Source organism: Massilia genomosp. 1 (assembly GCF_011682185.1).
Classification (GTDB): domain Bacteria; phylum Pseudomonadota; class Gammaproteobacteria; order Burkholderiales; family Burkholderiaceae_D; genus Telluria_A; species Telluria_A rubra.
Genome location: NZ_WHJF01000006.1, coordinates 89,797 through 114,256 on the forward strand (window position 1 = coordinate 89,797; position 24,460 = coordinate 114,256).

The following is a 24,460-nucleotide window of genomic DNA, read 5'->3' on the forward strand; positions in this document are numbered from 1 at the left end:
ACTGGAGGCGTGCATGCGTATCGGAATATTGTCTTATCCCATGTTGTTCGAACGCGAAGACGGCGTCCAGCAGCAGGTCCGCGAAACCATCCGCGCGCTGGTGCGGCTGGGCGCGCAGGAGGGGTCCGGGATCGCGGTGGAGCTGGTCAATCCCTACGCCAGCCGGCTTGAGGAGTTCGACCTGATCCACGTGTTCTCGGCCACCCACGGCAATCAGCGCCTGGTGGATGCGGCCGTCGAGCAAGGCGTGCCGGTGGTGCTGACCCCGCTGATCGCGCCGGGCTGGAACCGCGCCAGCGGCACCAGCGCGCGCGCCGCCGACCATCGGCTGGGCAACCTGACCTCGTGGAATGTGCAGTCCGGCTACGCGCAGACCCGGCGCGCCCTGCAGCAGGCCAGCCTGATCGTGGCGCTCGGCGACGCCGAGCAGCACGCCATCGGCGCCGGTTTCCTGATCGACAGCGAGCGGGTGCGGGTGCTGCCGAACGGGGTCAACCCGGCCTTGCTGGCGGCCGATGGCGAGCTGTTTCGCAAACGCACCGGCATGCTCGGGCCGTTTGCGCTGATGGCCGGCCCGATCTCACCCTACCAGAACCAGCTGGCGATGGCGCAGGCCATGGCGGCCCTGTCGCTGCCGCTGGTGCTGGTGGGCGAGGCCGGCGAACGCGACCAGGATTACCTGCGTGCGCTGCGCACGGTGCGCGGCCTGACTTGCCTGGGCGCGCTGCGCCAGGATGAAGCGATGCTGGCCAGTACCTACGCGGCGGCGGCGCTGTGCATCGCGCCGGGCGACGGCCAGGGAACGGCGCTGGCGCTGCGCGAGGCGCTGGCGGCAGGCTGCCCGATGCTGATCGCGCGCGACTCGCCCTTGAGCCTGGCCGGGGCCGGGTTCGCGCTGGCGCGGGTGGGCTGGAACGATAGCGACGCCCAGCAGCGCGCGGTGCTGCGCCTGCTGGTGTCGCCGCCGCCGCGCGAACAGGTGCGCGCGCTGGTGCGCGGCGACAGCTGGGAGCGGGTGGCGCGGCAACTGGCGGCCTGTTACACGCAACTGTACGAGGCGCGCCAGGGCGCACTGGCGTCCTAGGAATGCGCGGCCGGCCCAGGGCAACCGCCATCCGGGTGCGCCAGCGCATCGTACACGCGCAGATAGCCGCGCGCCATTTCGGGCAGGCTGTGCCGGGCGATGACCTGGCCGCGCGCGCGCATGCCGTGGCGCGCCGCCATGTCCGGGATACGGCAGTAATCGGCGATGGCGGCGGCCATCAGGTCGGGCGCACGGGGCGGCACCAGGATCCCGGTAAAACCGGGATGCACCAGCACCGGATTGCCGCCGACGGCGGTGGCCACCACCGGCAGCCCGGTCGCCATGGCTTCGAGGATGGTGTTGGAACTGCCTTCGGCCAGCGACGGCAGCACGAACAGGTCCATGGCGCGCAGCAGCTGGGCGATGTCGGTGCGCTCGCCCGGCAGCCAGGCGCGGTGGGCGGCGCCGGCGCGCGTGAGGGTGTCGAGACAGGCGGCGCGTTGCGGGCCGTCGCCCACGATCAAGAGGCGCATGCGCTGGTGGGCCGGATGGGGCGAGGCGATCAGGCGCAGGAAGGCTTCGACCAGGGTGGCGTAATCCTTGATTTCCTCCATGCGCCCGACGCTGCCGATGACGAAGGCGTTATCCTGCATGAAGCCGGCCGGACCGATCGCCGCCGGCGGGCCCAGGCGCGGGTGGAACTGGATGCTGTCGACCCCGTTGGAAATCTGCGACACTTTTTCGGGTTCGGCGCCGACGCTGTCGATCAGCCAATGCTCGAGGTCGGCGCTGACGGCGATGAAGTGGCCGATCAGCGGACGCAGCAGGCGGCGCAGCAGTTTGTATTTCAGGCGCTTGCCGTACAGGTCGCTCATATCGCGGCCATGTTCGCCATGCACGCGCAGCTTGACGCCCGCCAGGGCGGCCACCAGCTGGCCTTCGATGCCGCACAGGTTGCGCGTGTGGATCAAGTCCGGCTGCAGCGCGCGCAGGGCGCGGAACAGGCGCAGGTAATGGCCCCAATCCTTGCCTTCGCGCTTGTTCAGGCTGATGATCTCGACGCCGCGCTGCCTGATGTGCGCGTGGTACTCCGAATAATCCTTGAGGCAGACGATGGCGTGACGATAGCGTTCGGGCGGCATGTGCTTGATCAGGTTGATCAGTCCGTTTTCGAGGCCGCCGATGTCGAGCTGGTGGATCAGATGCACCACGAGGCGCGGCGGTTCAAGGGAAGTAGTCATGGTCGACTCCAAAGGTTCATCGGGCGAACGGGAACAAACAGGGTGGCGCGGATAGCGCCGCCCTCAACTACACATCGGTGTCAGGTCTGACATTCGGACACGAGCTCAACTGCAATGCTGCCGAGCCCGTGTCCGAATGTCAGACCTGACACCAGCTTTTGTTTGGCATCGGCTAGTCGTAGTAGCCGTGGTAATCGCCGCCGTTGAAGGCGCGCGCCTTGTTGCAGATCAGGTCGACGTGGGCGCAGTTGTCGAGCCGCAGCAGCGCTTCCTTGACTTCGCGCTGGGTCGTCGTCTCGGACTCGACCACCATCACCACCTGGCCCATCTGCGCCGCCAGCACCGCCGCTTCGGTGGTCAGCAGCAAGGGCGGCGAGTCGAAAATCACGATCCGGTCCGGGTAGCGGTTGGCAATTTCCGAGAGCAGCTTGCTCATCGCGTGGCTGGCCAGCAGTTCGGTGGCGTGCTTGTTGTTGCGCCCCGCCGGCAACAGGCTCAGGGTCGGGATATTGGTCTTGAGGATCACATCCGACAGGCTCAGGTCGCCATTGAGCAAGATATCCATCAGCCCCAGCCCCGGCGCCAGGCCGAGCGTGCGCAGCACCGAGGGACGGGCGACGTCGGCGTCGACCAGCAGCACGGTGTGGTCTTTTTCCATGGCGATGCTCATCGCCAGGTTGATCGCACAGTAGGTCTTGCCTTCGCCGGGCAGGGCGCTGGTGACGACGATCAGGTTGCCGTGCCGGACCCCGCCGGACACCGCCGCGCGCGCATTGCGCAGCAGCGGGCGCTTGATGATGCGAAAATCTTCAGCCACGCTGGTGCGCCCGCCGTCGTGGGTCACCATGCCCATCTGCTGCAGGCGCGCCAGGTTGATGTCGACTTCGCGCAACTGCTCGGCGTTGTGGGCGCCGGCGGGCGCGTCGGGGCCGTGCGGCGCAGCGGCCGGAGTGAGGGAACTGTCCACGTTGTACTCCCTGGGGCTTAGCCCGTGAGAAATCCGGATGCCATGATCGTGCCGTACAGGCCGAGCAAGGCGGTGAAGGCCGCGCCGAGCAGGTATTGCCCGCGGCGCAGCTTGGTGCGTTCGGCATCGTTCCAGGTCATCGATACCGTACCGAGCACGTTCAGTCCGGTGATCTCGCGCAGCGCGCTGGGGCTGACGAATGTCGGACGGACCTGGCTGATCAGCAGCGCCGCGCCCAGCCCGGCGCACAGGGCGATCAAGAGCACGCCGGTGTGGAACAGGCGCCGGTTGGGGCCGACCGGCGAGAGCGGCATGGTGGGCGGATCGATGATGCGGAACGTCATCATCTCGGTCGAGGAACTCAGGTCGCCCGAGAGCCTGGCCGACTCGCGCCGCGCGATCAGCTTTTCGTAGTTGTCCTTGTTGATTTCATAGTCGCGGTTGAGCTGGGCCAGTTGCGATTCGACTTCCGGCACGGCATTGCTCTGTTCGCGCAGGCGCTCGTGGCGCACGCTGTATTCATGTACCCGCACCCGCATCGCCGCCACCTTGGCGTCGGCCTCGGTCAGGGCCACCTTGAGCTGCTGCAGCATGGGACTGTAAAAACGGCCGGGGTCGCCATCGCGCTGGGCCAGCTTGCTTTCCTCGATCTTGCGCGCTTCGAGCTGGGCCAGCAGGCGGCGCGCGCTGACCACGTCCGGGTGCAGGTCGGTGTATTGCAGGCGCAGGGTGTCGAGGTTCTTGTTGATGGCGGCGATGCGGGCGTCGATGTCGGGATTGACGATGGCGCGCGGACGCGGATCGGCTCCGGCCGGCAGCGGGTCGCCGTTGATGCGCGCCTGGATCGCAATGCGCGCCTGTTCGGCTTCGAGCAGGTCGATGCGCGCGGTGCTGAGGGCGTCGCTGGCGATGGCCAGTTGGGCGCTGTAATCGACGCCCTGGCGCGGCAACAGCGCGCTGTTGCGCAGCTTGAATTCCTTGACCGTGTTTTCGGCCGCCACCAGGCGTTGCTCGTAGCTTTTGATCTGCTCGTCGATGAAGCGGATGGCGTACTGGGAATCGGCTTTCTTGCCCTTGAAGCTGCCTTCCAAAAAGATGGTCAGCAAGGCTTGCACCACGTCATGCACCTGCTTGGGATTGTCGCCGCCGTAGGTGATCGAATAGATATCGTTGGTGGTGGTGCCGGAAATTTTCAGCCGCGTGGCCAGTTCGTCGATCTGGTGCTCGCGCTGGCGCGGCGTGGTGGCATCCACATCGAGGTCGACCATGCGCAACACGCGCTCCAGGTTCGGCCGGCTGAGCAGGGTGCGGCTCATGATCGATACTTGTTGCTGCACGTTCGGCATGCTGGTCATGCTGGCCATGAGCGGCTTGAGGATGCTCTGGGTATCGACAAACACGCGGGCCGAACTCTGGTAGTCGTTCGGCAGGCGCAGCACCACCACCCAGCCCAGCGATGCCACGACCCACATGGTGCCGAGGGCGAGCCAGCGATATTTCCAGATGCCTCGCACATGCAGCAGCAACTGGCTGATGAAGTCCTCCATATCGTGTGGGTCTCCGTAAGTCGGGCGGCGATGGGAAGCGACACTGCCAGCTTCACTACTCGTTCGATTATATGTCCGTGGAAACTGTAAGTTTCCGCTGATCACGGGCGCGTTGATTCGCGTCAAGCGTAAAAAGAGCATGCGTCCGCGGCCTGCCCCTGCCAAAAAAATTGCCCGGTCAGGCGCGCTCCTGACCGGAAAAATGCCGGCTGACAGCGAGCCGTGCATCAGGGCCCGGCGGGGCGGTCCGACGCCCGCATCCCCAGCCGGCGCCGACCGCGCAGCACCGGCTGCGAGCCCTGGAATGGCCGCCAACAGCGTGGCCGCCTTGTTCTTCTTGTCTGCATGGCCGGCCTATTTGCGGCGCCGCGTCATCAGCGACATCCCCAGCAGGCCGAGGCCGAAAAGCGCCAGGCTGCCCGGTTCCGGCACCGCCGTCTTCTGCATGGCGTTGGCATACGTGGACTGGTTGATGGTCAGCTGATACATTTCATTGGCGTTGAGTTGGAGCGATCTGGCCGAAAATGTCAGCCAGCCCGGGTCGTAGGTCGAGGTGCCAAAGGCGTGGCCATTGCGGCTGGTCGAGCCATCGCCGTTGAGTTGGCCCGGTGTGTAGTTGAGCATCATTTCGCCGGTTGTCGCATTCTTGATATTGATGCTCCAATCCAGGCGGGCGATGGCGTTGGTCTCACTCCCGCTGCCGATGCTGGCATAGGCCTGCGTCATCGGCTTGGCGTCGAAGGAGATGGACATGCTGTCGCTCGTGCCGAGAGTGAATTGGAATAAGGTCTGGGTACCGACGTCGGACCTGCCGCCGGCGTGGCCGTCGCTGCCCAGGGAAGCCTCACCGCGCGTCTCGACGCGTGCCCCGGCCGCGCGCGAACCGATGGTCACGGCGTTGCCGGTCATGTTCTGGTCGGCATAGCCGAAGGTGCCGGGCACGCTTGGCAGTGCGGAATAGTGGGCAAAGTCGTTTTCGGCGCGCGGCGACGTGGGCAGGCCGACGAACTGGTGCGCCAGGTCGGGCGTGCTGCCGTCGATCGTCGCGGTGGAGCTCACGCCGTTGAGAGAAGCGGTGGAGGTGACACTGACGTTGTCGAAGAACGTGGTGAAATCCGTCGATTTAAAGGCGTCACCGCTGGAATGAAGCAGGCGGAAATTGTCGATCAGGAGGACGGACTGGGCGAATGCATCGGCGCGCGCGCCGTTCATTGCGGCCAGGCAGAGACCGGCAATCGCCGCATGTTTCATCAGGGATGTCGGGACTAGTTTCATAATTGACTCTCCGGTGGGATCAGGTGGGGAAGCGTCGACAGCTTGCGGCGCCGCCGTGCCAACCATCTATGCAGCAAGCGTGCCAGCTCACTTTTTCTTTTGTTATCAATGGCTTGTGAAATACGGCTGCGCAGTTATTCTTGTTTCCCGGCAGGATGCAAAATTTCTCGACTGTCCATGTTTGTTGCAGAACAATGTCTCGGCGCACAGCGTGAACTTCCTTACTGATGGCCCTGTCTGACCTACACAACTTTGCGCGCGGACCGGCAGGCGGACCGTGCGATCACGTGGAAGGAAGATAGCCATGTTTCAAGACGATCTACCGATTGCAACCTTCGAGATGCCGGCGGGCTTACGCGTGCCGGAACCGAGCGAGGCGCCGTCGGCGGCGCCCGATACCGGGCAGCAGCTACAGGTTTTCCATATCCGCCTGGCCAATTCGGCCGGACGGCGCGAGGCTGCCAGCCTGCTGATCCGCAAGATGTACGGCTGGCGTGGCTATGCCTTCGAGCCCAGCCTGCAGCACGATCCGAACAAGGTGACCCTGTATGCCGAGACCGGCGGGGTACTGGTCGGCACCATGAGCCTGTGCCTCGACAGCGCATTCGGGCTGCCGGCCGATGACAATTTTCGCGACAAGCTCGACGCGCTGCGCAGCCAGGACCGGCGCTTGTGCGAGCCGTCGCGCCTGGCGATCGACAAGGGCGTCACCAAGCGCGTGTTCGCCGCGCTGATCCATATCTCGTATTTGTATTCGCACAAGCTGCACGGATTCAGTGATTACGTGATCGAAGTCAATCCCCGCCACGTGATGTTCTATAAGCGCATGCTCGGTTTCAGCGACTTCGGCGACGAGCGCCCGTGCAGCCGGGTCGGTGCCCCGGCCGTTCTGCTGCGCCTGCCGCTGGAAGACATGGGCGCGCAGATCCGCAAATGGGGCGGGCTGATGGAGCAGCATGGCGACGAGCGCTCTTTCTACCCCTACTTTTTTCCGGTGTGGGACGAGCCGGGCATCACCGCGCGCCTGAACGGCGGGCATCACTGAGACGGGGGCGCGATGCACATTTTCGATGAACAGAAATTCCGACAAACGGGGCTGATTGGGGCCACGGTCGGGCAGGACCGGGTGCTGGCGGCGCTGCGCGCGATCGTCGGAGCGGACCATGCGAGCGCCGAGCTCGACGCGCTCAGGCGCTACAGTTGCAGCACCGCCGCGCGCGCCACCACGCCGCTGGCGGTGGTGGCGCCCGCCACCCAGGCCGAGGTGGTGGCCGTGGTGCGCCTGGGAGCCGAGCTGGGCTTGCCGCTGTATCCGCTCAGTACCGGGCGTAACTGGGGCTATGGCGACGCCTGCGCGGTGGGCGAGGCGCAACTGATCGTCGACCTGGGCCGGATGAACCGGATCGTCACCGTCGACGCCGAGCTGGGCTACGCCGTGATCGAGCCGGGCGTGACCCAGCAGCAGTTGTCGGATTATTTACTGGCCGAAAAACTGGACTGGTGGATCGATTGCACCGGCGCCGGTCCCGATACCAGCTTCATGGGCAACATCCTGGAACGAGGTTTCGGTCACTCGCCGTACGGCAACCGGCTGCAGCATGTTTCCGGCATGCGCGTCGTGCTGGCCAGCGGCGACGTGCTCGACACCGGCTTCGGCCACTATCCGCACGCCCGCGCGACCCACCTGTTTCCCTACGGCGTGGGGCCGTTCATCGATGGCATGTTCACCCAGTCGAACTTCGGCATCGTCACGCGGATCGGCATCTGGCTGGTGCCCGCCGCCGCATGCGTGAACCATTTTCTGTGTACGGTGTCTGATCATGCAGACATCGCGGCGGTGGTCGATGCGCTGCGGCCGTTGCGCATGAACGGTACCTTGCGCAGCATTGTCCATATTGGCAATGACTTGCGCGTGATTTCCGGCGGGCGGGTGTTTCCGCGTTCGCTGGCGCCCGGCCAGTCCTGCCTGCCGCCGGCGGTACGTGGCGTCATGCGCGAGGCGGCGGCGATTGGCGCCTGGACCGTATCGGGCGCGCTGTATGGCAGCGTCGCGCAGGTGGCGGCGGCGCGCGCGGAGGTCAAGAAGGCCTTGCGCGGCACGCGCGCGCAGACCGCGTTCTTGAGCGAGCGCAAGCTACGCTGGGGAGGCGTGTTGGCCCGTGTGCTCGGTTCGTCGCGCGCCGGACAGCGCCTGCGCGCGCAGCTTGGGCTGGGCGAAGCGCTGCTCGCGATGAACCGGGGCAAACCGAACGGACGCTTTCTCGCGGGCGCCTACTGGCGACGGCGCGCAGCGTTGCCGGCCGGCTTTCCGCTGCGGGCCGATCCGGCGCAGGACAACTGCGGCATGTTGTGGATCTCGCCGGTGCTGCCGATGCGCGGCGCCGACGTGCTGGAGTTGCATGCGCTGGTCGAACCGTTGTTCGCCGCGCACGGTTTCGATTTGTTTGTGACGTTTAGCATGATCAACGAACGCGCGCTCGGTGCGGTGCTGACAATTGCCTACGACAAGGAGGATGCGGATGAAGTGATACGTGCGAAAAAGTGCTATCAGGCGGTCTTCGACAGCGTGATGAACGCTGGCTATATTCCTTATCGGGTCGGCAATCAGTCGATGGGGCAGCTCGATCCGCATGGCGATGTGTATTGGGAGACAGTGGCGCGGATCAAGAAAGCACTCGACCCGGCCGGGATCATCGCGCCCGGACGTTATCAGCCGGGGCGGACGTAAGGCCGGTCGCGCTGACCCAGGGCGCCGGCCTGCAAGGTGCGCAGCAGGGCGGCAGCCTACAAGGTGCGCAGCAGGGCGGCGGCCTCGTCATGATGGGCGGAGCGTTGCGGCTGCGCGAGCAAGCGTTCGAGCTCGCGGCGCGCGGCCCGCTTGTCGCCCGAACGCGCCAGCGCCGTGCCCAGGTGGAAGTGGATATTGCCAGCCGCCGGCGCCAAGGCACTGGCTTTGCGCAGCAAGGGTACGGCGCGCGCCAGGTTGCCACGCTCGACGTCGATCCAGCCGAGCGTATCGAGCACGGCCGGATTGCCGGGCGCCAGCGCATGCGCGCGCTCGGCGAACGCTTGGGCGCGCGCATCGCCGCTCTGCTGGCAGGCCCAGGCGATGTCGTTGAGCGCGATGATGTTGTCCGGATCGGCCTTGAGGATGGCTTCCAGTTGTCCGATGGCGCCCTTGTGATCGTTCGCGACCAGCTTGCTGCTGGCATAGTAAAGGCGCGCCGGCACGTCGGCCGGATGCTCCTTGAACCACTGGACCATGCGCGCATCGGCGTCCGCCGCGCGGCCGAGCTTGTTCAGGGCGCCGTGCATCTGGATCAGCAAGGCGCCGTCGGCCTTGCGGGCGAAGGCGCGTTCCCATGCGGCGAGCGCGGCCGCGTACTGTCCCTGGGCGGCATGCACGTCGCCTTCGAGCTTGTGTCCGTTTGCGGAATCCGGTTTGCGTTGCTGCGCGTCGAGCGCAACGGCGCGCGCGTCGGCAAATTTTCGTTGCCTGAGCAAGAGATTGATCATGCTGATCTGCGCTTCGAACGAGGTCGGTTCGATGGCGAGCGACTGGCGCAGCAGCGCGAGCGCGGCATTGTCGTCTTGTTTCTCCACGTGCAAGTTAGCCATCCGTAACAGGGGCGCGGGTGAGGTCGGGACCAGGGCCGCCAGGCGCCCGTAGGCTTCGATGGCGGCATTCAGGTCGTTGTTGAGCACGTATATCCGGGCGAGCGTCTCGGCAGCTTGCGGGTTGGCGGGATTGGCGCTCTGGAGCGTGCGCGCAAGCCGCAGCGCTTTGTCCTTGCTGCCGGCGCGGGCGTACATGTCGGCAAGGCGCAGCGCCAGCGGCAGGGCCTCGGGTTCGATATCGCGCGCGCGTTCCAGCCACGCGACGGCGTCGCCGGGCTTTCCTTCACGTTGCGCGAGGCCGGCCAGCGCTTCGAGCAGGGCGCCGTTGCGCGGCGCCTTTTGCAGCGCCGCTTGGTAGCGCTTGCGGGCGTCGGCCGGCTTGCCGTCGATCAGATCGAGCTGGGCCAGGTTGGTCAGCGCGGGCAGGTACAGCGGCTCGAGCGCCAGCGCTTTGTCGAAACTGGCGCGTGCCAGGCCGGCGTCGCGCTGCGCCAGGTAAATGCCGCCCTTTAAGTTCTGGAGCAGGGGGTTGTCGCCGCGCCGCTCCATTTCCAGGACCGCTGCGAGCGCCTTGGCGGTGTTGTTGGCCCGCAGATGGGTCATCACCAGCAGCACGCCGGTGTGGGGCGCGCCACCGTCGAGCGCGGAAGCGCGCTCCAGTTCGGCCGCTGCACGCCCGGTGTCGCCGCTGCCCAGGCGACTTAATGCCAAGGAGGTGTGCAGCGAGGTGGCTTTCGGATCGAGCGCGAGGGCCTGTTCGAAGAAGCCGCTGGCGGGTCCGAACTTGTACGCACGCAAGTTCGCTTCGCCGGCCAGGGTCAGCAGTTCGACATCGGTGGGGTATTTCTCGAGCAAGGGCGTGAGCAGGTCGAGCGCTGCCTGGGGGGCATTCGCGCGCACGTGCAAGTCAATCATCAGTTTGGTGGCGTACACATCGCCCGGAAAGGCGGTCAGAAATTTCAGCAAATGTCCCTCGGCCTGTCCGGTCGCCCCCAGGCCCGATTGCACCGCGCCGGCGAGCAAGATGGCGGGATAGTAGTCGGGCGCAACGCGCAGCACTTGTTGCAGCGATGCCAGGGAGGCTTGCAGCTTGTGCTCGCGGAAGTCGGCCATGGCCTCGGCGTACACCACCGGCAGCGACGCACCGGCCAGTTTGCGCGCGGCGGCGATCGATTGACGCGCCGGACCGGCATGGCCGGCGTCGAGGTGCAGGTTTGCCACATCCAGCAGCGCTTGGACGTTATAGGGTTGCAAGGCGAGAATGCGCTGGTGCGCGGCCAGGGCCTCGTCCGGCTTGCCGGCTGCGCGCTGCAAATCAGCATGGAAACGCAGGCAATCGACGTTGTCCGGATGGGCGGCAAGTGCGCGCTTGATCAGCGTGGCTGCTTCGGCGTCTTGCTTGCCTGCCAGTGCGATGCGCGCCATGCCGAGCAGGGCGTCGGGCAAGTCCGGTTGCAAGCTGAGCGCTTGCGCAAACAGCGCGCCGGCCTGGGCGCTGTCGCCGCTGCCGAGCAGGGCGTTCGCACGCAAGGCGAGCAGGGCGGGAGGCTCGGCCGGCGCGGCGGTGGGGCCGATCTCGGCCAGCAGGCGTTCATGCTGGCCCTGCATTAACATGGCCCGGCCCAGCAAGAGTTGCAGACCGGGCGTACTTGCGCCCAGTTCGCGTGCGCGCCGCAATTCCTTCTCGGCCGAGGGCGCATCGCCTTGCTCCAGATACACCTCGCCGAGCAAAAGGCGGGCATGGCGGTCGGCGCCATTTTTTTGGATCGCATTTTTCAGCACGATCACCGCCGTCTGCAAATCGCCCTTGGTGCGATGTTGCCTGGCCTCGGCCACCAAGGCCGCGGGGTCGCTCGGCTTGCATCCGCCGAGCACGGCTGCCAACAGAAGGGCACAGGCGATGGCGATGGCGGCCAGCGGACGCGGCCAGCGGGAAATGGATGGGGACATGGGCTTCTCCTGACGCGCCAGGGTGCTGGCATCCTGCCTAGGGTAGGGAGTCGACGCGGCAAGTCATTGCGTTGCATCAATATTTTCCATTTGCGCAAATGACGGCCTGATCTGCATGAAGTTGCTTTAAATCAAAATTTAACAAGCGCTGCTCCGTAGAATTTCCTGAGGCGCTCTCGTGTGGTCGCCGGGCGGGGCGTCGGCTTCTCCGGCGATGTGAGGTACCGCTGTTGCCGGCCTGCTGGACGCCGGTTTCCCTATCATTGGCGCTTCGTCGGTCCCGGCCGGCGCGGTGCCGCAGTATGTGCAGGTGCGCCGCTGGTGCAGTCCACCCTGCCTGGAGATATTGATGCTGAGCACCCCCGAAAATAGCCGTTACCAGCAGGTCCTGGCAGGCCTGCGCGAGACGCGGCATCATTGGCTCATCACCGGCGTGGCCGGTTTTGTTGGGTCGAATTTGCTGGAAACCTTGCTCAGGCTCGGTCAGCGCGTGACCGGCCTGGACAACCTGATGACTGGCTATCGCGCCAACCTGGCGCAAGTGCGCGCCGTGGTGCCGGCCTCGGCCTGGGAAAATTTCAAGTTCATCGAGGGCGATATCCGCTGCCTGGACAGTTGCCGGCGCGCCTGCCAGGATGTCGATCTCGTGCTCCACCAGGCTGCGCTGGGCTCGGTCGGCCGCTCGATCGCCGACCCCATCCTCACCAGCGACGTCAACCTGATCGGCTTCCTGAACGTGCTGGTGGCCGCGCGCGACGCCAGGGTGCGGCGCGTCGTGTATGCGGCCTCGAGTGCGACGTACGGCGACCACCCCGACTTGCCCAAGGTGGAAGAACATATCGGGCAGCCGCTCTCGCCGTACGCGCTCACCAAGCACGTCAATGAAGTGTATGCCGACATGTTTGCACGCTGCTACGCAACCGACGCCATTGGTTTACGCTACTTTAATGTGTTCGGCCCGCGCCAGGACCCGCGCGGCGAGTACGCGGCCGTGATTCCCCAGTGGTTTTACGCCATGATCCACAACCGGCCGCTACGCATCAATGGCGACGGCGACAGCAGTCGTGACTTTTGCTTTGTCGATAATGTGGTGCAAGCCAATCTGCTGGCGAGCCTGGTCGACGATCCGGCCGCCGTCAACCAGGTCTATAACGTGGCGGTGAACGCGCGCACCAGCCTGAACGAACTGTACGCGATGATGCATGCGCTGCTGGCCGCACGCTTCGCCCACCTGGAAGATTACCAGCCGGAATACGGCGCGTTCCGGGCGGGCGATGTGCGGCATTCGCAAGCCGATATTTCGAAGGCGGGTCGCCTGCTTGGGTATCAGCCCACGCACCGCCTGGAACAGGGCTTGCGGGAAGCGCTGGACTGGTACGTGGCGCATCTGGGCACGTCGCGCTCGTAGCCGGCGTGCGCGGTGTCCTGCATGGCGGCGGCTTGACTGTCATGGTGTGCGGGACGGCAGTACGCGCACGATGCCGCGAAAGTCGGCAGTGCGCAAGGTCACCGGGCGGCGCCACACCCGTCCCACGTAATCCATCACTTTTTCGGCCTGCGGCAAGTCGAGCCCGCGGCCGTCGCGCAGGTAGTCGTGCTGTAGCGCCAGCGCACCATCGGCGCCCACCTGTCCGGCGGCGATGCAGGGGGCGCCGAAATTGAACTTGGGCGCCAGGATCGCTTCGCGGATCTGATGAATGTCGCGGCTGGCAATTTTGGCGTCGCCGTCCTGGCGCGCCTCGTACACAAACAGCTCGAGTTTGTCCGCCAGTTCCTGGTCCAGGTAGTTGCGCACGAAGCCGAAATCGTCTTCTTCGCGGCAGATCTGGCGTGCCCGCTCCAGCCCGTGTTTGTCGATGAGGTGTTCCCATAGCGAAAAGCCGAGGTGGTAGGGGTTGAGCGACAGGGCCAGTTGCTGGCCGCTGGCAAACGGGCGCACCACGTCGGAATGCGACTTGACCGCCGAAAGATACAGCTCATGCGGCAAAAATGTGGCTTCGCGCAGCAGGCGCGCATGCCAGTACGAGGCCCAGCCTTCGTTCATGATCTGGCAGGCGTGGATGGGATGAAAATAGTAGGCTTCTTCGCGCACGGCCAGGAAGATGTCGCGCTCCCAGTCTTCCAGGTCGGGCGCGTACTGGGCGATGAACCACAGCAGGTCGTATTCGGGCTGGGGTGGCAGCGGCGCGCGTTGCGGCGTATCGTCGCGCGGCGGCTCGGCGTGCTCGCCGGGCAGGCGCGCGAAACGGTCGTGGAACTGATTGGCGGCGGGGCCGGCGCGCGGCGCCAGGAATGCGGGATAGCGTGGCCGGTGCAGCGGCTGGTTGATGTCGATATGCGTTTCGAGCGCCAGCGCGGCGTCGAGCACCGCTTCGACCCGCGCCCGCCCGTGCGCGGCCAGCGCGCGTTCGAGCCGGTGCGCGCGGGCGGCGCTCTGTTGCAGGATATGGCTGCCAGCCATGGCCATGAAGCGTGAAAACAACTGATTGTTCTTGGCAAAATCGGCGTGGCCGAGCACGTGGGCGGTCACCAGGGTGTTTTCCGCCAGCGAATTTTTCTCAAGCATGAAGGCGTGGCAGGGGTCGCCCGGGAACATGACTTCGAATATCTTCGAGTGTCCCATGTGCTGGCGCACCAGTTGGTGGATGTAGCGCACGCCGAAGGACCAGTGCCGCATGCGCACCGGCAATCCGTACACGGCGATCTCGACCATGAAGTTGCTTGGGACGAGGTCGAAGTTGACCGGATAGAAATCCATGCCCAGGTCGAGCGCCAGCGCTTCCAGGCGGGCCGTGTAGTCGGCCAGGACGGCAGCCGAGGTGTTCATCGGGCCGCCTTCGCCGACGCCTGGGCGCCTTCGCTGGTGAAGAACTTGCGCAGCGCGCTCCAGACATCGTCCGGCGTACGCAGCACCGTGCTGCCGATGCGGACGCCACGCCGCTCCAGCTCGTTGCACAGGCGCCGCGTTTCGGTCTCCAGCGCGCGCGGCACGCCGGGCAGGGTTTCGATATAGCCGGTGTAATTCAACAGTTTGCCCAGTTCGGTCAGCGCCGCGCTGGCGGCGGCGCGGTCTTCGGAAAAATTTTCGCCGTCCGACGCGTAAAACATGTACAGATTGTGTTGCGCAGGGTCGAGCTCGGTACGAATCAGGTCGAGCACCAGCCGGAATGCGCTCGAGGCGATGGTGCCGCCCATGCCCGACACCTGGAAAAACTCGCGCTCCGAGAACTCCCAGGCGTGGGTGGTGTGGGCGATAAAGCGCGTCTCCACCCTGGCGTACTGGCGCCGGATGCCTTGCAGTGCGAAGAAAAAGAAGGACTTGGCCAGCTTGCGTTCGATCCGGCTCATGCTGGCCGACACGTCGAGCACGAACAATATGGTCGCGCTGGTGCTCGGGCGCGGGCGCGACACCAGTTGCCGGAAGCGCAGGTCGTCGTTGGTGAATGGCACGGCGTCGGCCTGCACGGCGCGCCGCTTGATCGCCTCCTTGACCGTGCGGCGCCGGTCCAGGCGCGAGCGGGCGCCGCGCTTGTCCCAGCCTTCGCGCACCAGTTCCACCTCGTCGATGCGGGCGCTGTTCTTCGGGGTGAGCTCGGGCAGCTTGAGTTCTTCCCACACCCAGTCCATGACCTCGTCGATCGACAGTTCGAGCAGCAAGGTCACGTTGCCATCGTCGTTGCCGCCACCGTCCTGGAGGGCGCCACTGTCTTGCTCCGGCGTGCCGGGCAGCAGCACATCGCCCGGTTTACCGGCGCCCTGGCCGGCGCCGGTCGCGCTGCGGGCGTCGGCCAGGCGAAAACGGGCGTGTTCGAGCATGCGCACGGGCACGTGTACGGTGCGCTCTTGCGGGCCGGTGATCAGGTCGGGACCGGCAATGAGCTCGGGCAGGTGGTGTTGCACGGCCTCGCGCACCTTGTCGTTGTGGCGCAGCCAGTCGCGCGCCCCGCGCGAGAACAGCTCGTACCATGCCGTGTCGATGGAAGTGCTCACGCCGTTTCTCCGGGCTATTCCTGGGCCAGCAAGGTGGTGACATAGTTCAGCGCTTCGCGCGCGCTGTGGCTGTCGTAGCCGTATTCGTCGACCAGCCGTTTCTCGACGGCGGAAATCTTGGTGCGGATTTCGTCGTCCGGCCGCTTGGCCGAGCTGACCAGGCGCAGCACATCGCGCCGCTGTTCGAACAGGTAATGCTGTACCGCGTCGTTGAGCTGGAGATGGCTGTCGAGGCCGAACCTGGCGCCGCGCTTGTAGGCGCCCATCGCCTTGCGCACCACTTCCTGGCGGAACGATTGCTTGCCCGACTCCGAAACATGGATCTTTTCTTCCACCGCGCGCAAAAACCGTTCGTCGGGCCGCCGTTCTTCGTTGGTGATGGGATCCTTGATCTGGCGGTTGTCGAGCATGGCTTCGACCTCGTCCAGGTATTTGTTGAGCAAGTCCTGGGCTTCTTGTTCGAAAGACACGAACAAGGCCTTGTGGACGTCTTCCTTGACCCAGCGGTTGTAGAAATCCTTGCGCGTCAGCACCAGGTAATCGACCCATTTGCGCTTTTTCTTGGGGTCGATGCGGGCGTCGCTCTCGATTCCGTCTTTCAGGGCCAGCAGCACGTCCATGGTGGACAGGCTCTTGCGGTTGGAGCTGATGATGGCGTTCGACAAGGCATTGATCACAAACCGTGGCGACACGCCAGCCAGGCCTTCGTCGGGCGCCTTGTCTTTTTCTTTGATGCGCCGCACGTCGGCGCGGTTCATGCCGTCGACTTCTTCGTTGGCGTGAATGCGCACCTTCTTGACCAGTTCGACCTCCTTGTCGTCGCTGTCCTGGATGCGGCTCAGGATCGCGAACACGGCCGCCGCGTGCAGCACGTGCGGGTCGAGATGCACGTCGCGAAACGCCGGCGCGGCCGACGAAATGAGCTTTTTGTAGATGCGCGCCTCCTCCTTGTAGTTGAGCGTGTACGGCACCTGGATGATCACCATGCGGTCGAGCAGCGCCTCGTTCTCGCTTTCTTGCAGGAAGCGGCGGAACTCGGCCAGGTTGGTGTGGGCCAGGATCGTTTCGTCCAGGTAGATCAGTGGAAAGCGCGACACCTTGACGTTTTTTTCTTGCGTGAGCGTGAGCAGCAGGTACAGGAATTCGCGCTTGACCTTGAGGATTTCGATCATCTCCAGCACGCCCCGGCTGGCCGCGTACACCGCGCCCGACCACGACCACGCGCGCGGATCGCCCTCGTCGCCGTATTGCGCCACCTTGGACAGGTCGACCGAGCCGACCAGGTCGGCCAGGTCGGCCGTGGCGGGGTCGTGCGGGGCGTAGGTGCCGATCGCGCTGCGCCCCGCTTCGGACACGAAGAAGCGCTCGACCGGCATCTGCATGAAGTCGCCCGCGTACTGGTCTTCAAGACGGGCGCGGCAATGCGGACAGATGTCGCCGCTGATATCGATGCCATAGGTGTTGCGGCAAGTGGCGCGCAGGGTGTGCGGAATCAGGTGCAGGGGCGACTCGCGCACCGGGCAGCCGCCGATGGCATACAGCGCGCCGTCGTCGGTGTAGCTGTATTCTTCCAGCCCGCGCTTGAGCAGGATGACCAGGGTCGACTTGCCGCCCGAGGGCGGCCCGAGCAGCAGCAACAGGCGCCGCCCGATCTCGGAGCCGGCGGCGGCCGCCTTGAAGTAGTCGACCACGCGGTCGATGGCGTCGTCGATGCCGAACAGGTCTTCCCCGAACAGGCGGCAGCGGAAGTGGCCGTCGCCACCCTCGGTGCAGGTGGCGCGGATCATGTCCCATATATATTGGTGCGAACTGCGCGCGACCTGCTGCGGCGTGCGCGACAGCACCTGTTCCATGAACTGCGCGAAGCTGCCCGACCAGTGGCCGGCCCGGTGCTGGCGCGTGAACACCCCCAGGCTCTCGATGAAAGAGGCGTGCGGGTCGTGCAGGATGGTCGCTTGCTCGTCGCCGGGAATACTCACGTTGGCTCCTGGTTGGTCTTCTTTCAGTATCAGCGCGGGCTCAATGCGCAAACTGATACACATCAATGTGCGCCATTGAACCAATGGGGAGTTTTACGAGCTGATGTAGTGAAGGGGGGCTGAAAACCCGGTGACCGGTATGCACGACCCGGCTCATCCGGCCATGCTGCGCAATAAGTTCGCTTGCGCACAGAAGCGCTCGACCATTGCGATTACGATACAGTTTCTTTATAACCTAGAACTGTGTGAAGGAAAAGCCCATGTCAGCATATAACCATTCCGATCAAGTGGCTGAGTTGAAGTCCAAGATCAAGTCGATTCGCTTCGCCATGTTCACGACCGTCAACGCCCAGGGCCGCCTCGTCAGCCGTCCAATGACCAACCAGGAAACCGACAATGAAGGCAAGCTGTGGTTCTACACCTCGACCGATAGCGAACTGTGGGAAGACATCGTCGCCCACCCCGACGTGAACGTCAGCTTCGCCGAGCCGGAAGACCATACTTATGTGTCGGTCAGCGGCCGCGCCGAGCGCATCGTCGACCGCGCCAGGATCAAGGCCATGTGGAACCCCGCTGTCCAGGCCTGGTACCCGCACGGCCCGGATGATGCGCATGTGGTGCTGGTGCGCGTGGTCTCGAGCAGCGCCGAGTACTGGGATTCGACCGGCGGCAAGGTGGTCGGCCTGTTCGACATGGCCAAGGCCGTCCTGACCGGCACCACCCCCGACGTCGATCCGGGCGAACACGGCACGATCAAGCTCTGATTACGCCTCGCTCCGTGCGCGAAAGCGAACAGCAGGCAGGGCTGACGCGCATGCGTCGGATCGCCACCGGCTTGCTGGTGGCGATGGCGCTGGTGTTCGTGGCCGCGCGCTTGCTCGAGCCGCGCCATGCGGCGTTTGCCTTCGTGGCCGCGTTCGCGGAGGCGGCGATGGTCGGCGCGATCGCCGACTGGTTCGCCGTGACCGCCTTGTTCCGCCATCCGCTGGGCTTGCCCATCCCGCATACCGCCATCATTCCCACGAATAAGGAAAAAATCGGCGAAAACCTGGGCAATTTTCTCGAAACAAATTTCATGAGCTACGATGTGGTGCATGCCGAACTGGTGCGCATCGACTTCGCCGGCTCGGCCGCGCACTGGCTGGCGCAGGGCGCCAACAGCCGCGCCGTGGCCGACCAGGCCGTCAGCGCGGTGCCGGTGTTGCTGCGCATGATCGACGACAAGGATGCCGCCGCTTTCCTGCGCGAGGCGCTGTCCGGCGCGCTGCAGGACGTCAAGCTGGCGCCGATCCTGTCGCAAGTGTTGTCGGTGCTGGTGGCGGGGCGCCAGCATCATGTGCTGCTCGAACGCCTGCTCGGGCTCGTTTCAGGCGCGCTCGAGGCGCATCGCCCCTACATCCGCCAGAAAGTACACGAGCACAGCCCGCGCTGGTTGCCGCGCGCCATCGATGAAAAATTCTATGAGCGCCTGATGGAAGGGGTGCAAAATACGCTGGCAGAGATCCAGGGCGAAGACAGCGAATGGCGGGTGCGCTTCCAGGCCGCCACCGAAGAGCTGATCGAGAACCTGGCGCACTCGCCGGAATACGAAGAAAAATTGCGCGGACTGTTAGAGAGCAGCCTGAACCATCCACTGTTCCGCACCTATGTGGGCCAGGTGTGGGAAGACGTGCGCGACCGCTTGCTGGCCGATGCCGGATCGGATAACTCGAAACTGTCGGCGCACCTGCAATCGGCCTTGCAGGCGTTCAGCCGCGCGCTCGAGCGCAATCCGGCGATCCAGCAGCGCATCAACGACTGGCTGCGCACCTTCGCGGCCCAGACCATCGTGTCCAGGCGCGAACTGATCATCGCCCTGGTGCGGCGCGTGATCCGCAGCTGGGATGCCGACACCATCGCGCGCAAATTCGAGCTGCACGTGGGGCGCGACCTGCAATATATCCGCATCAACGGCACCATCGTCGGCGGGCTGGTGGGGCTGGCGCTGCATTGCGTCTCGCTCTTGTTCACCTGATGCCCGGCGCCGGACTGGCTATTTCATCTGCTTGATCAGGCGCCACGCCATCAAGCTCAGTACGCCCACGCCCGCCAGCAGCGCGCCCCACAGGGCGAACATGCGCATGCGCGCGGCGTCGGCCGCCTTGCCGGCCGCGCCGGGACCTTCGGTCAGAGCAGCCGTGGACGTTTGCAGCGGCCCGGCCACCGCGCTTTCGAGGGCGGCAATTTCGGCGGCAGTAAAACCGGGCGCGACCTGCGCCAGCGCACTGGCGCCCGGTTTGGCGTCGGCGCGCCCGAAGGCCAGCCGGTAGGGCGGCTTGCCGTTGGCGAGAAATACCACTGTCGATGGAGTCCAGGCCAGGCGCAGGGCCGGCGCCGTCGCCCCGGCGTTTTCCGTGCGCAGCACCCACTCGGTCTGGTGCGCCGGCGTGATGCCGATGTCGCCCGAGGCGCGCCGCTTGCCGCCCTGGGTCAACTGGTAGAAGGTGGCCGCCGCCAGCGGTTCGAAGTGCCAGGTGCTGGTCTTGCCGCCCTCGCGGTCGGGCAATTCCACATAATGGCCGAGCTGGGCCGGCATGACCACGTTTTGCTCGCCCAGGTCGACCCCGATGCGCTGCACCGGAATGGCCACCGAGGCCGGATACACATGGTCGTTGGCAAAGCGCCCCGGCTTGGGCTGGATCAGCAGGCGTTCCACCTGCGGCGCCAGCGCCGTGTCCAGCGGCGATTCGGCGGTAATGCCGGCGAACCGCAGCGGCTTGCCCTGGCGCCAGCTCAGGCGCGCATAACGGAAGGCGCGCGCTTCGAAGTCCATGCGGTCGCTGGCCAGGGTTTCGTTGCGCTCGTTGACCAGCCAGGACAGGTCGGTCTCGCCGGCCGTATCCCAGTGTTTCAGATCGTCGCTCACTTCCAGCACGACGCGCGCGTTGTAGCCGCTCACGCCGGCGGGCAGGGTGAAGCGCAGCGCATCGATGGTGGCGCTCGCGGCGCTGGCGCCCAGGTCGAGCACAAGCGTGTCCATGCCGCCATCGGCCGCGCCCGTCGCCGGCCGCGTGCGCGCGCTGACCGACAGCACCGTGCCGTCGCCGGAGCGCTGCACTTCGATGTCGGTGTCGGCAAGGGAGCCGGCCGGGCGCGCCGTTTGCACGCCGAACAGGCGCACCGGCAGGTCGCGCCGCGAGCGCTCGGCGCGCGGCATCGGTTCCTGCAAGCTGAACGCCAGCTTGTTGCCCTGCGCATCGAACAGGCGCAGGTCGCGCAAGTCCGCCGTGCGGGCGTGCAGGTACACGTCCTTGGGCAGGCGCAGCTGGACCACCGATTCCTTGCCGCTGACGGTCAGCGGCAAGGCGTGGCGGTAGTCGCCCGCCAGGTCGCTGAGCGGGGCCTCGGCCAGCGCCAGGGGAGAGCTTGCCGCGGCCAGCGCCGCCAGCACCAGCGAAGCCTTGGGAATATTTGACATCAACGTGGGTCCTTGGTTCATGGCGCCGGCGCTTCCGGCGCACTTTCTTGTTGCGTTGGGAACGGTGCAATATAGCCGATCATGACCATCAGCAGGCCGACCCCGACAAAGCTGACGATGCGCGCCACTCCGCCAACGTTCGACAGGTCGACCAGGAACAGCTTGCCGACTACCAGGCCAAGCAGCACCGCGCCGATCACCCACTGCTTGCGCGAGGCGTGCTTGGCCGCGCGCCACATCAGCAGCAGGGCCGAAATGCTCCACACCAGCGACAGCATGGCCTGGATGAACTGCGAGTCGTACAACTGGGTTCCGCTGTACGGGATGTGCAGATAATGCGCCGCCGTGCGCAACAGCATCAGGTTGAACCAGGCGTAGCCGGCCCAGGCCAGCACCGCGGGCACGCGCGCCAGCAGCGCGCGATCGTCGTCGCTGCGTGCATCATGCAGGCGCATGCGGTAGCAGGCCACCGCCAGCACCACCGCGAAGCCGGTGGTCAGGTCGAGCGGATTGAGAACCGGCAGGTAGGGCAGGGGCGCCATGGCGCCATCCTGGGTCAGGTTCCAGACGGCTGCCAGCATCAGCGACCAGCCGGTCGCCAGCGGGATCAGGGTGCTGCGGTGCCAGCCGGCGACCGGCGCCGCTGGCCACTTGTCGGCGCGCGCGCGGCCGATCAGCCAGACGATGGCGAGCATCATCAGCCAGGCCGGGATGAAGCGCGCCCAGCTGCCGCTGGTTTGCCAGCCAGCCTGGCTCAGCAGCACCGCATCGGCGTTATCGACGCCGAACAGCCAGCGCGATACCGCGATCGAGGCGAGCGGCCAGATCATCAGCCACGGACCGGCGGTGCGCACCGTGTGCAGCAGCGCCAGCCAGGGCGCGGCCACGGCCCAGCCGTTGGCCGGCCAGCGCTTGAGCATGTACTCCGAGGTCAGCCACAGGCAGGCCAGCGCCACGCCCGCTTCGAGCGCCACCGTGTCGCCGCCGTACAGCACCGACAGGGTCCAAGCGGTGGCCACCACCAGGCCGGCCCAGGCCGCGCCGCTGAACCAGCGCAGCGCCGGCCAGGCCAGGCGCTTTGCCGCCGCCGCGAACGCGAGCGCCGACAGCGCCAGCGCCACGCCATAGGCGTACAAGGAGGCAGAGTCGTGCGAATAGCCGCCCGCAACCAACTGATAGTGGCGGGTCAGCCACACGCAGAACAGCATCAGGACCGGAACGAACCACCACGCAGCCGACCAGAGCAGCATGATGTTCGACAGTGTTGGCTGTTGCGGCTGCGGTCCGCGTTGCATGGCCCAGCTACTGAAGATGGCGCCGGCAAAGATCAGCAGCGCGGCCAGGAACGGGGTCTGGAACAGCTGGACGTCGGCGTCGAACGCGAACAGCAGCATGGCGCAGACCAGCAGCGCGAGGACCGCGCCGGCCACCACCTGCACGGCCAGGGCCAGCGCGCGCGCCAGCGGCCACTGCATGCGCCTGGCGATCAAGGCCAGGATCATCGAGGCCACCAGGGCACTGGCCGCCATCAGGGTGGCCTGGACCCCGCCACTGCTGCGCAGGATGGCTTCGGTCCAGGCGCCGGCGACCAGCCAGATCGCCGCCACCGTCAGGAAGGCGCCGCCCAGCCAGCCCGGCAACGGCGACGGCAGCTCGGCTTCGCGCGCGCGGAAGTTGGTGGCCATCAGGAAGGCGGTGCCGGTCAACAGCAGGAAGCCGAGCCACAGGTTGGCATTGGCCGCGTCGGCGCCGCCGCCGATGCCGGCGATCGCCGCCAGGAAGGAGATCCACGCGCCGGCTTGCACCAGCAAGCCGAAGGCGCAGGTGAGCGCCTGGCGCTGGCGCAAGCCGACCCAGACCACGCCGGCGCCTTCCAGCGCCCAGGCGGCCGAGGTCCAGCGGCCGTCCAGCGCGAACGGCAGGGCCAGTGTGCCGAACACCAGGCCCATGGCCAGGAACGATTCAACCAGCAGCCGGAAGTTGTGCGCGCCGCGCCGCCACATGAGCAGCGCCACCGTGGTGTAGAACAGGCCCAGGCCGAGCGCCGAGAAGGCCACGCCGAAGCGGGTGTCCTTGAGCAGACCGTACTGCAGGCCGAAGGCCACCAGCGGCACGCCGAACACCAGGGTGGCGTCGACATAGTTCTTCAGCGCGGGCGCCTGGCGCTTCGCGTAAGCAATCGCGATGGCGACGTAGAACAGCACGAAGACGATCAGGAACAGCTGGGTGGACAGGTAGTTCTCGGGTACGTAGCGCAACACGCCCCATGCGGTGCCGATGACGAAGGTGAATGCGAAGCCGATCAGGTTGAGCGTGCGCCAGGCGCGCTTGAGCGCGATGCCGAGGATGCCGGCGTTTAACAAGGCGTAGTAGGAGAACAGCCCGATATGGCTGCCTTGGCCGGTGGACGTCATGATCGGCGCCAGGAAACCGCCGGTAATGCCGAACACGGCCAGCCAGAAGGCGTTTTGCAGCACCGCCAGCAGGCAGGTGAAGAAGGTCAGCGCGAACAGCATGCCGAACGCCAGGCCGCTCGGGATCAGCTGGTACATGCGGAAGGCGCCGAAGGTGACCAGCATCAGGATGCCGAGCGCCGCGCCTTGCACCGGCAGGCTGATGCCGCGCCGGCTCTCGCGGATGCGCCAGCCCCAGACCAGCAGGGCGATATCGGCGATGACGATGCCGGCCAGGCGCAGCTCGATCGGCACAATGTTGCGTTCGACCGCGTACTTGAGCAGGAAGCTGACGCCGATGAACAGGATCAGCAGGCCGAGCTTGGCGACCAGGTTACCGCTAAACATCCAGTGTTTTGCCGCCGTGACCCAGGCCGGGGTGGTATCGCCGCGCGGCGCATACGCTGCGGCGCGCTGCGGCGCAGGGGCGGGCGCGACGGCTGTGGTCGGCACGGGAGCCGGCGCCGCAGGTGCTGGGGCGACAGGAACGGGGGCGGCAGCCCGGAGGACGGGTGGCGCCTTCGGCGCCGTTGGCGCTGCCGGCGCAATCGGCTGCGGCCTTGCCTGCGGTGCTGGCTGGCGCGCAACGTCCACAGCTCTCGCGGCAGTGGCGGTAGTGTCGATATCCGGCTGCATGCGCGCCGTCCTGGCCGCCGTCCTGGCCGCCCTGGCGGCCTCGTTGCGCGCCAGCGCGCCCTGCACCGCCGCGGCGGCCGCCGCCGCCGAATCGGCGACGGTGCGCCGCCCAGTTTCGTCCCTGAGCGCCACAACTTCCGCTTTCAGTTTCGCCAGCATCTTTTCCAGGGCATCGGTGCGCCGTCGGGCATCCTTGCTCACACTGAGGAAGTGCGCGTACGACGCCACCACCAGCAACAATAGAAATACTTCCATCAATTTTTCCTTGGCTTGCAAACTAGGCAATTTTGCATACTATCATTCCCAAGAGAAACCGCCACTGA

General features: G+C 65.9%; 16 protein-coding genes. 6 read left to right on the plus strand and 10 right to left on the minus strand.

All coding sequences use genetic code 11. The annotated features are described in order from the left end of the window. The first annotated feature begins 13 nt into the window (after nt 1-13). A complete protein-coding gene (locus F1735_RS03850; protein WP_229505618.1) occupies nt 14-1,084 on the plus strand; it encodes a glycosyltransferase in 1,071 nt (356 codons plus the stop codon). Here the strand turns inward: F1735_RS03850 and F1735_RS03855 are convergent. The 4 genes from F1735_RS03855 to F1735_RS03870 form a co-directional block, all read right to left on the minus strand. Beyond that, complete coding sequence (locus F1735_RS03855; RefSeq protein ID WP_167235693.1) at nt 1,081-2,265, minus strand: TIGR03088 family PEP-CTERM/XrtA system glycosyltransferase; 1,185 nt, start codon at nt 2,263-2,265, stop codon at nt 1,081-1,083. The genes F1735_RS03850 and F1735_RS03855 overlap by 4 nt on opposite strands. Before the next feature lie 172 nt (nt 2,266-2,437). Next, nucleotides 2,438-3,232 (minus strand): XrtA-associated tyrosine autokinase, encoded by a 795-nt coding sequence (locus F1735_RS03860; protein ID WP_373888466.1) that lies wholly within the window; start codon nt 3,230-3,232, stop codon nt 2,438-2,440. Between the two features lie 17 nt (nt 3,233-3,249). Beyond that, on the minus strand, nt 3,250-4,779 hold the full coding sequence (locus F1735_RS03865) for an XrtA system polysaccharide chain length determinant (protein WP_167235694.1): 1,530 nt from the start codon (nt 4,777-4,779) through the stop codon (nt 3,250-3,252). A gap of 354 nt (nt 4,780-5,133) precedes the next feature. Then, nucleotides 5,134-6,054 carry an EDSAP-1 family PEP-CTERM protein gene (locus F1735_RS03870; RefSeq protein WP_167235695.1) on the minus strand — a complete coding sequence of 307 codons (921 nt, stop codon included), beginning with the start codon at nt 6,052-6,054 and terminating at the stop codon, nt 5,134-5,136. A gap of 304 nt (nt 6,055-6,358) precedes the next feature. Here F1735_RS03870 and F1735_RS03875 point away from each other — a divergent pair, with 304 nt between their 5' ends. Both F1735_RS03875 and F1735_RS03880 read left to right on the plus strand, forming a co-directional pair. Further along, nucleotides 6,359-7,099 carry an N-acyl amino acid synthase FeeM domain-containing protein gene (locus F1735_RS03875; RefSeq protein ID WP_167235696.1) on the plus strand — a complete coding sequence of 247 codons (741 nt, stop codon included), beginning with the start codon at nt 6,359-6,361 and terminating at the stop codon, nt 7,097-7,099. Between the two features lie 12 nt (nt 7,100-7,111). Beyond that, nucleotides 7,112-8,782, plus strand: coding sequence for an FAD-binding oxidoreductase (locus F1735_RS03880; protein WP_167235697.1), 1,671 nt, complete (start codon nt 7,112-7,114; stop codon nt 8,780-8,782). Between the two features lie 56 nt (nt 8,783-8,838). Here the strand turns inward: F1735_RS03880 and prsT are convergent, their stop codons facing one another. Then, entirely contained in the window at nt 8,839-11,622 is a 2,784-nt protein-coding gene (gene prsT, locus F1735_RS03885) for an XrtA/PEP-CTERM system TPR-repeat protein PrsT (protein WP_167235698.1), read from the minus strand. Nucleotides 11,623-11,971: 349 nt separating this feature from the next. On the opposite strand from prsT, the gene F1735_RS03890 reads away from it, so the two are divergent. Beyond that, nucleotides 11,972-13,030 carry an SDR family oxidoreductase gene (locus F1735_RS03890; RefSeq protein ID WP_167235699.1) on the plus strand — a complete coding sequence of 353 codons (1,059 nt, stop codon included), beginning with the start codon at nt 11,972-11,974 and terminating at the stop codon, nt 13,028-13,030. Between the two features lie 39 nt (nt 13,031-13,069). Here F1735_RS03890 and F1735_RS03895 read toward each other — a convergent pair whose 3' ends face one another. From F1735_RS03895 to F1735_RS03905, 3 genes are read right to left on the minus strand one after another with little or no spacing between them, the layout of a single operon-like run. Continuing rightward, complete coding sequence (locus F1735_RS03895) at nt 13,070-14,449, minus strand: SpoVR family protein (RefSeq protein ID WP_167235700.1); 1,380 nt, start codon at nt 14,447-14,449, stop codon at nt 13,070-13,072. Further along, nucleotides 14,446-15,612, minus strand: a complete 1,167-nt coding sequence (locus F1735_RS03900) for a DUF444 family protein (RefSeq protein WP_373888467.1) — start codon at nt 15,610-15,612, stop codon at nt 14,446-14,448. The genes F1735_RS03895 and F1735_RS03900 overlap by 4 nt, the downstream gene beginning before the upstream one ends. Nucleotides 15,613-15,626: 14 nt before the next feature. Further along, on the minus strand, nt 15,627-17,591 hold the full coding sequence (locus F1735_RS03905) for a serine protein kinase (RefSeq protein WP_373888468.1): 1,965 nt from the start codon (nt 17,589-17,591) through the stop codon (nt 15,627-15,629). 260 nt (nt 17,592-17,851) lie between these two features. On the opposite strand from F1735_RS03905, the gene F1735_RS03910 reads away from it, so the two are divergent. Continuing rightward, nucleotides 17,852-18,355 carry a pyridoxamine 5'-phosphate oxidase family protein gene (locus F1735_RS03910; RefSeq protein ID WP_167235702.1) on the plus strand — a complete coding sequence of 168 codons (504 nt, stop codon included), beginning with the start codon at nt 17,852-17,854 and terminating at the stop codon, nt 18,353-18,355. A 50-nt stretch (nt 18,356-18,405) separates the two neighbouring features. Beyond that, entirely contained in the window at nt 18,406-19,605 is a 1,200-nt protein-coding gene (locus tag F1735_RS03915) for a DUF445 domain-containing protein (protein ID WP_167235718.1), read from the plus strand. Between the two features lie 18 nt (nt 19,606-19,623). Here F1735_RS03915 and F1735_RS03920 read toward each other — a convergent pair whose 3' ends face one another. After that, complete coding sequence (locus tag F1735_RS03920) at nt 19,624-21,048, minus strand: DUF3999 family protein (RefSeq protein ID WP_167235703.1); 1,425 nt, start codon at nt 21,046-21,048, stop codon at nt 19,624-19,626. Between the two features lie 17 nt (nt 21,049-21,065). Next, complete coding sequence (locus F1735_RS03925) at nt 21,066-24,392, minus strand: DUF2339 domain-containing protein (protein ID WP_229505619.1); 3,327 nt, start codon at nt 24,390-24,392, stop codon at nt 21,066-21,068. Nucleotides 24,393-24,460: the final 68 nt, after the last annotated feature.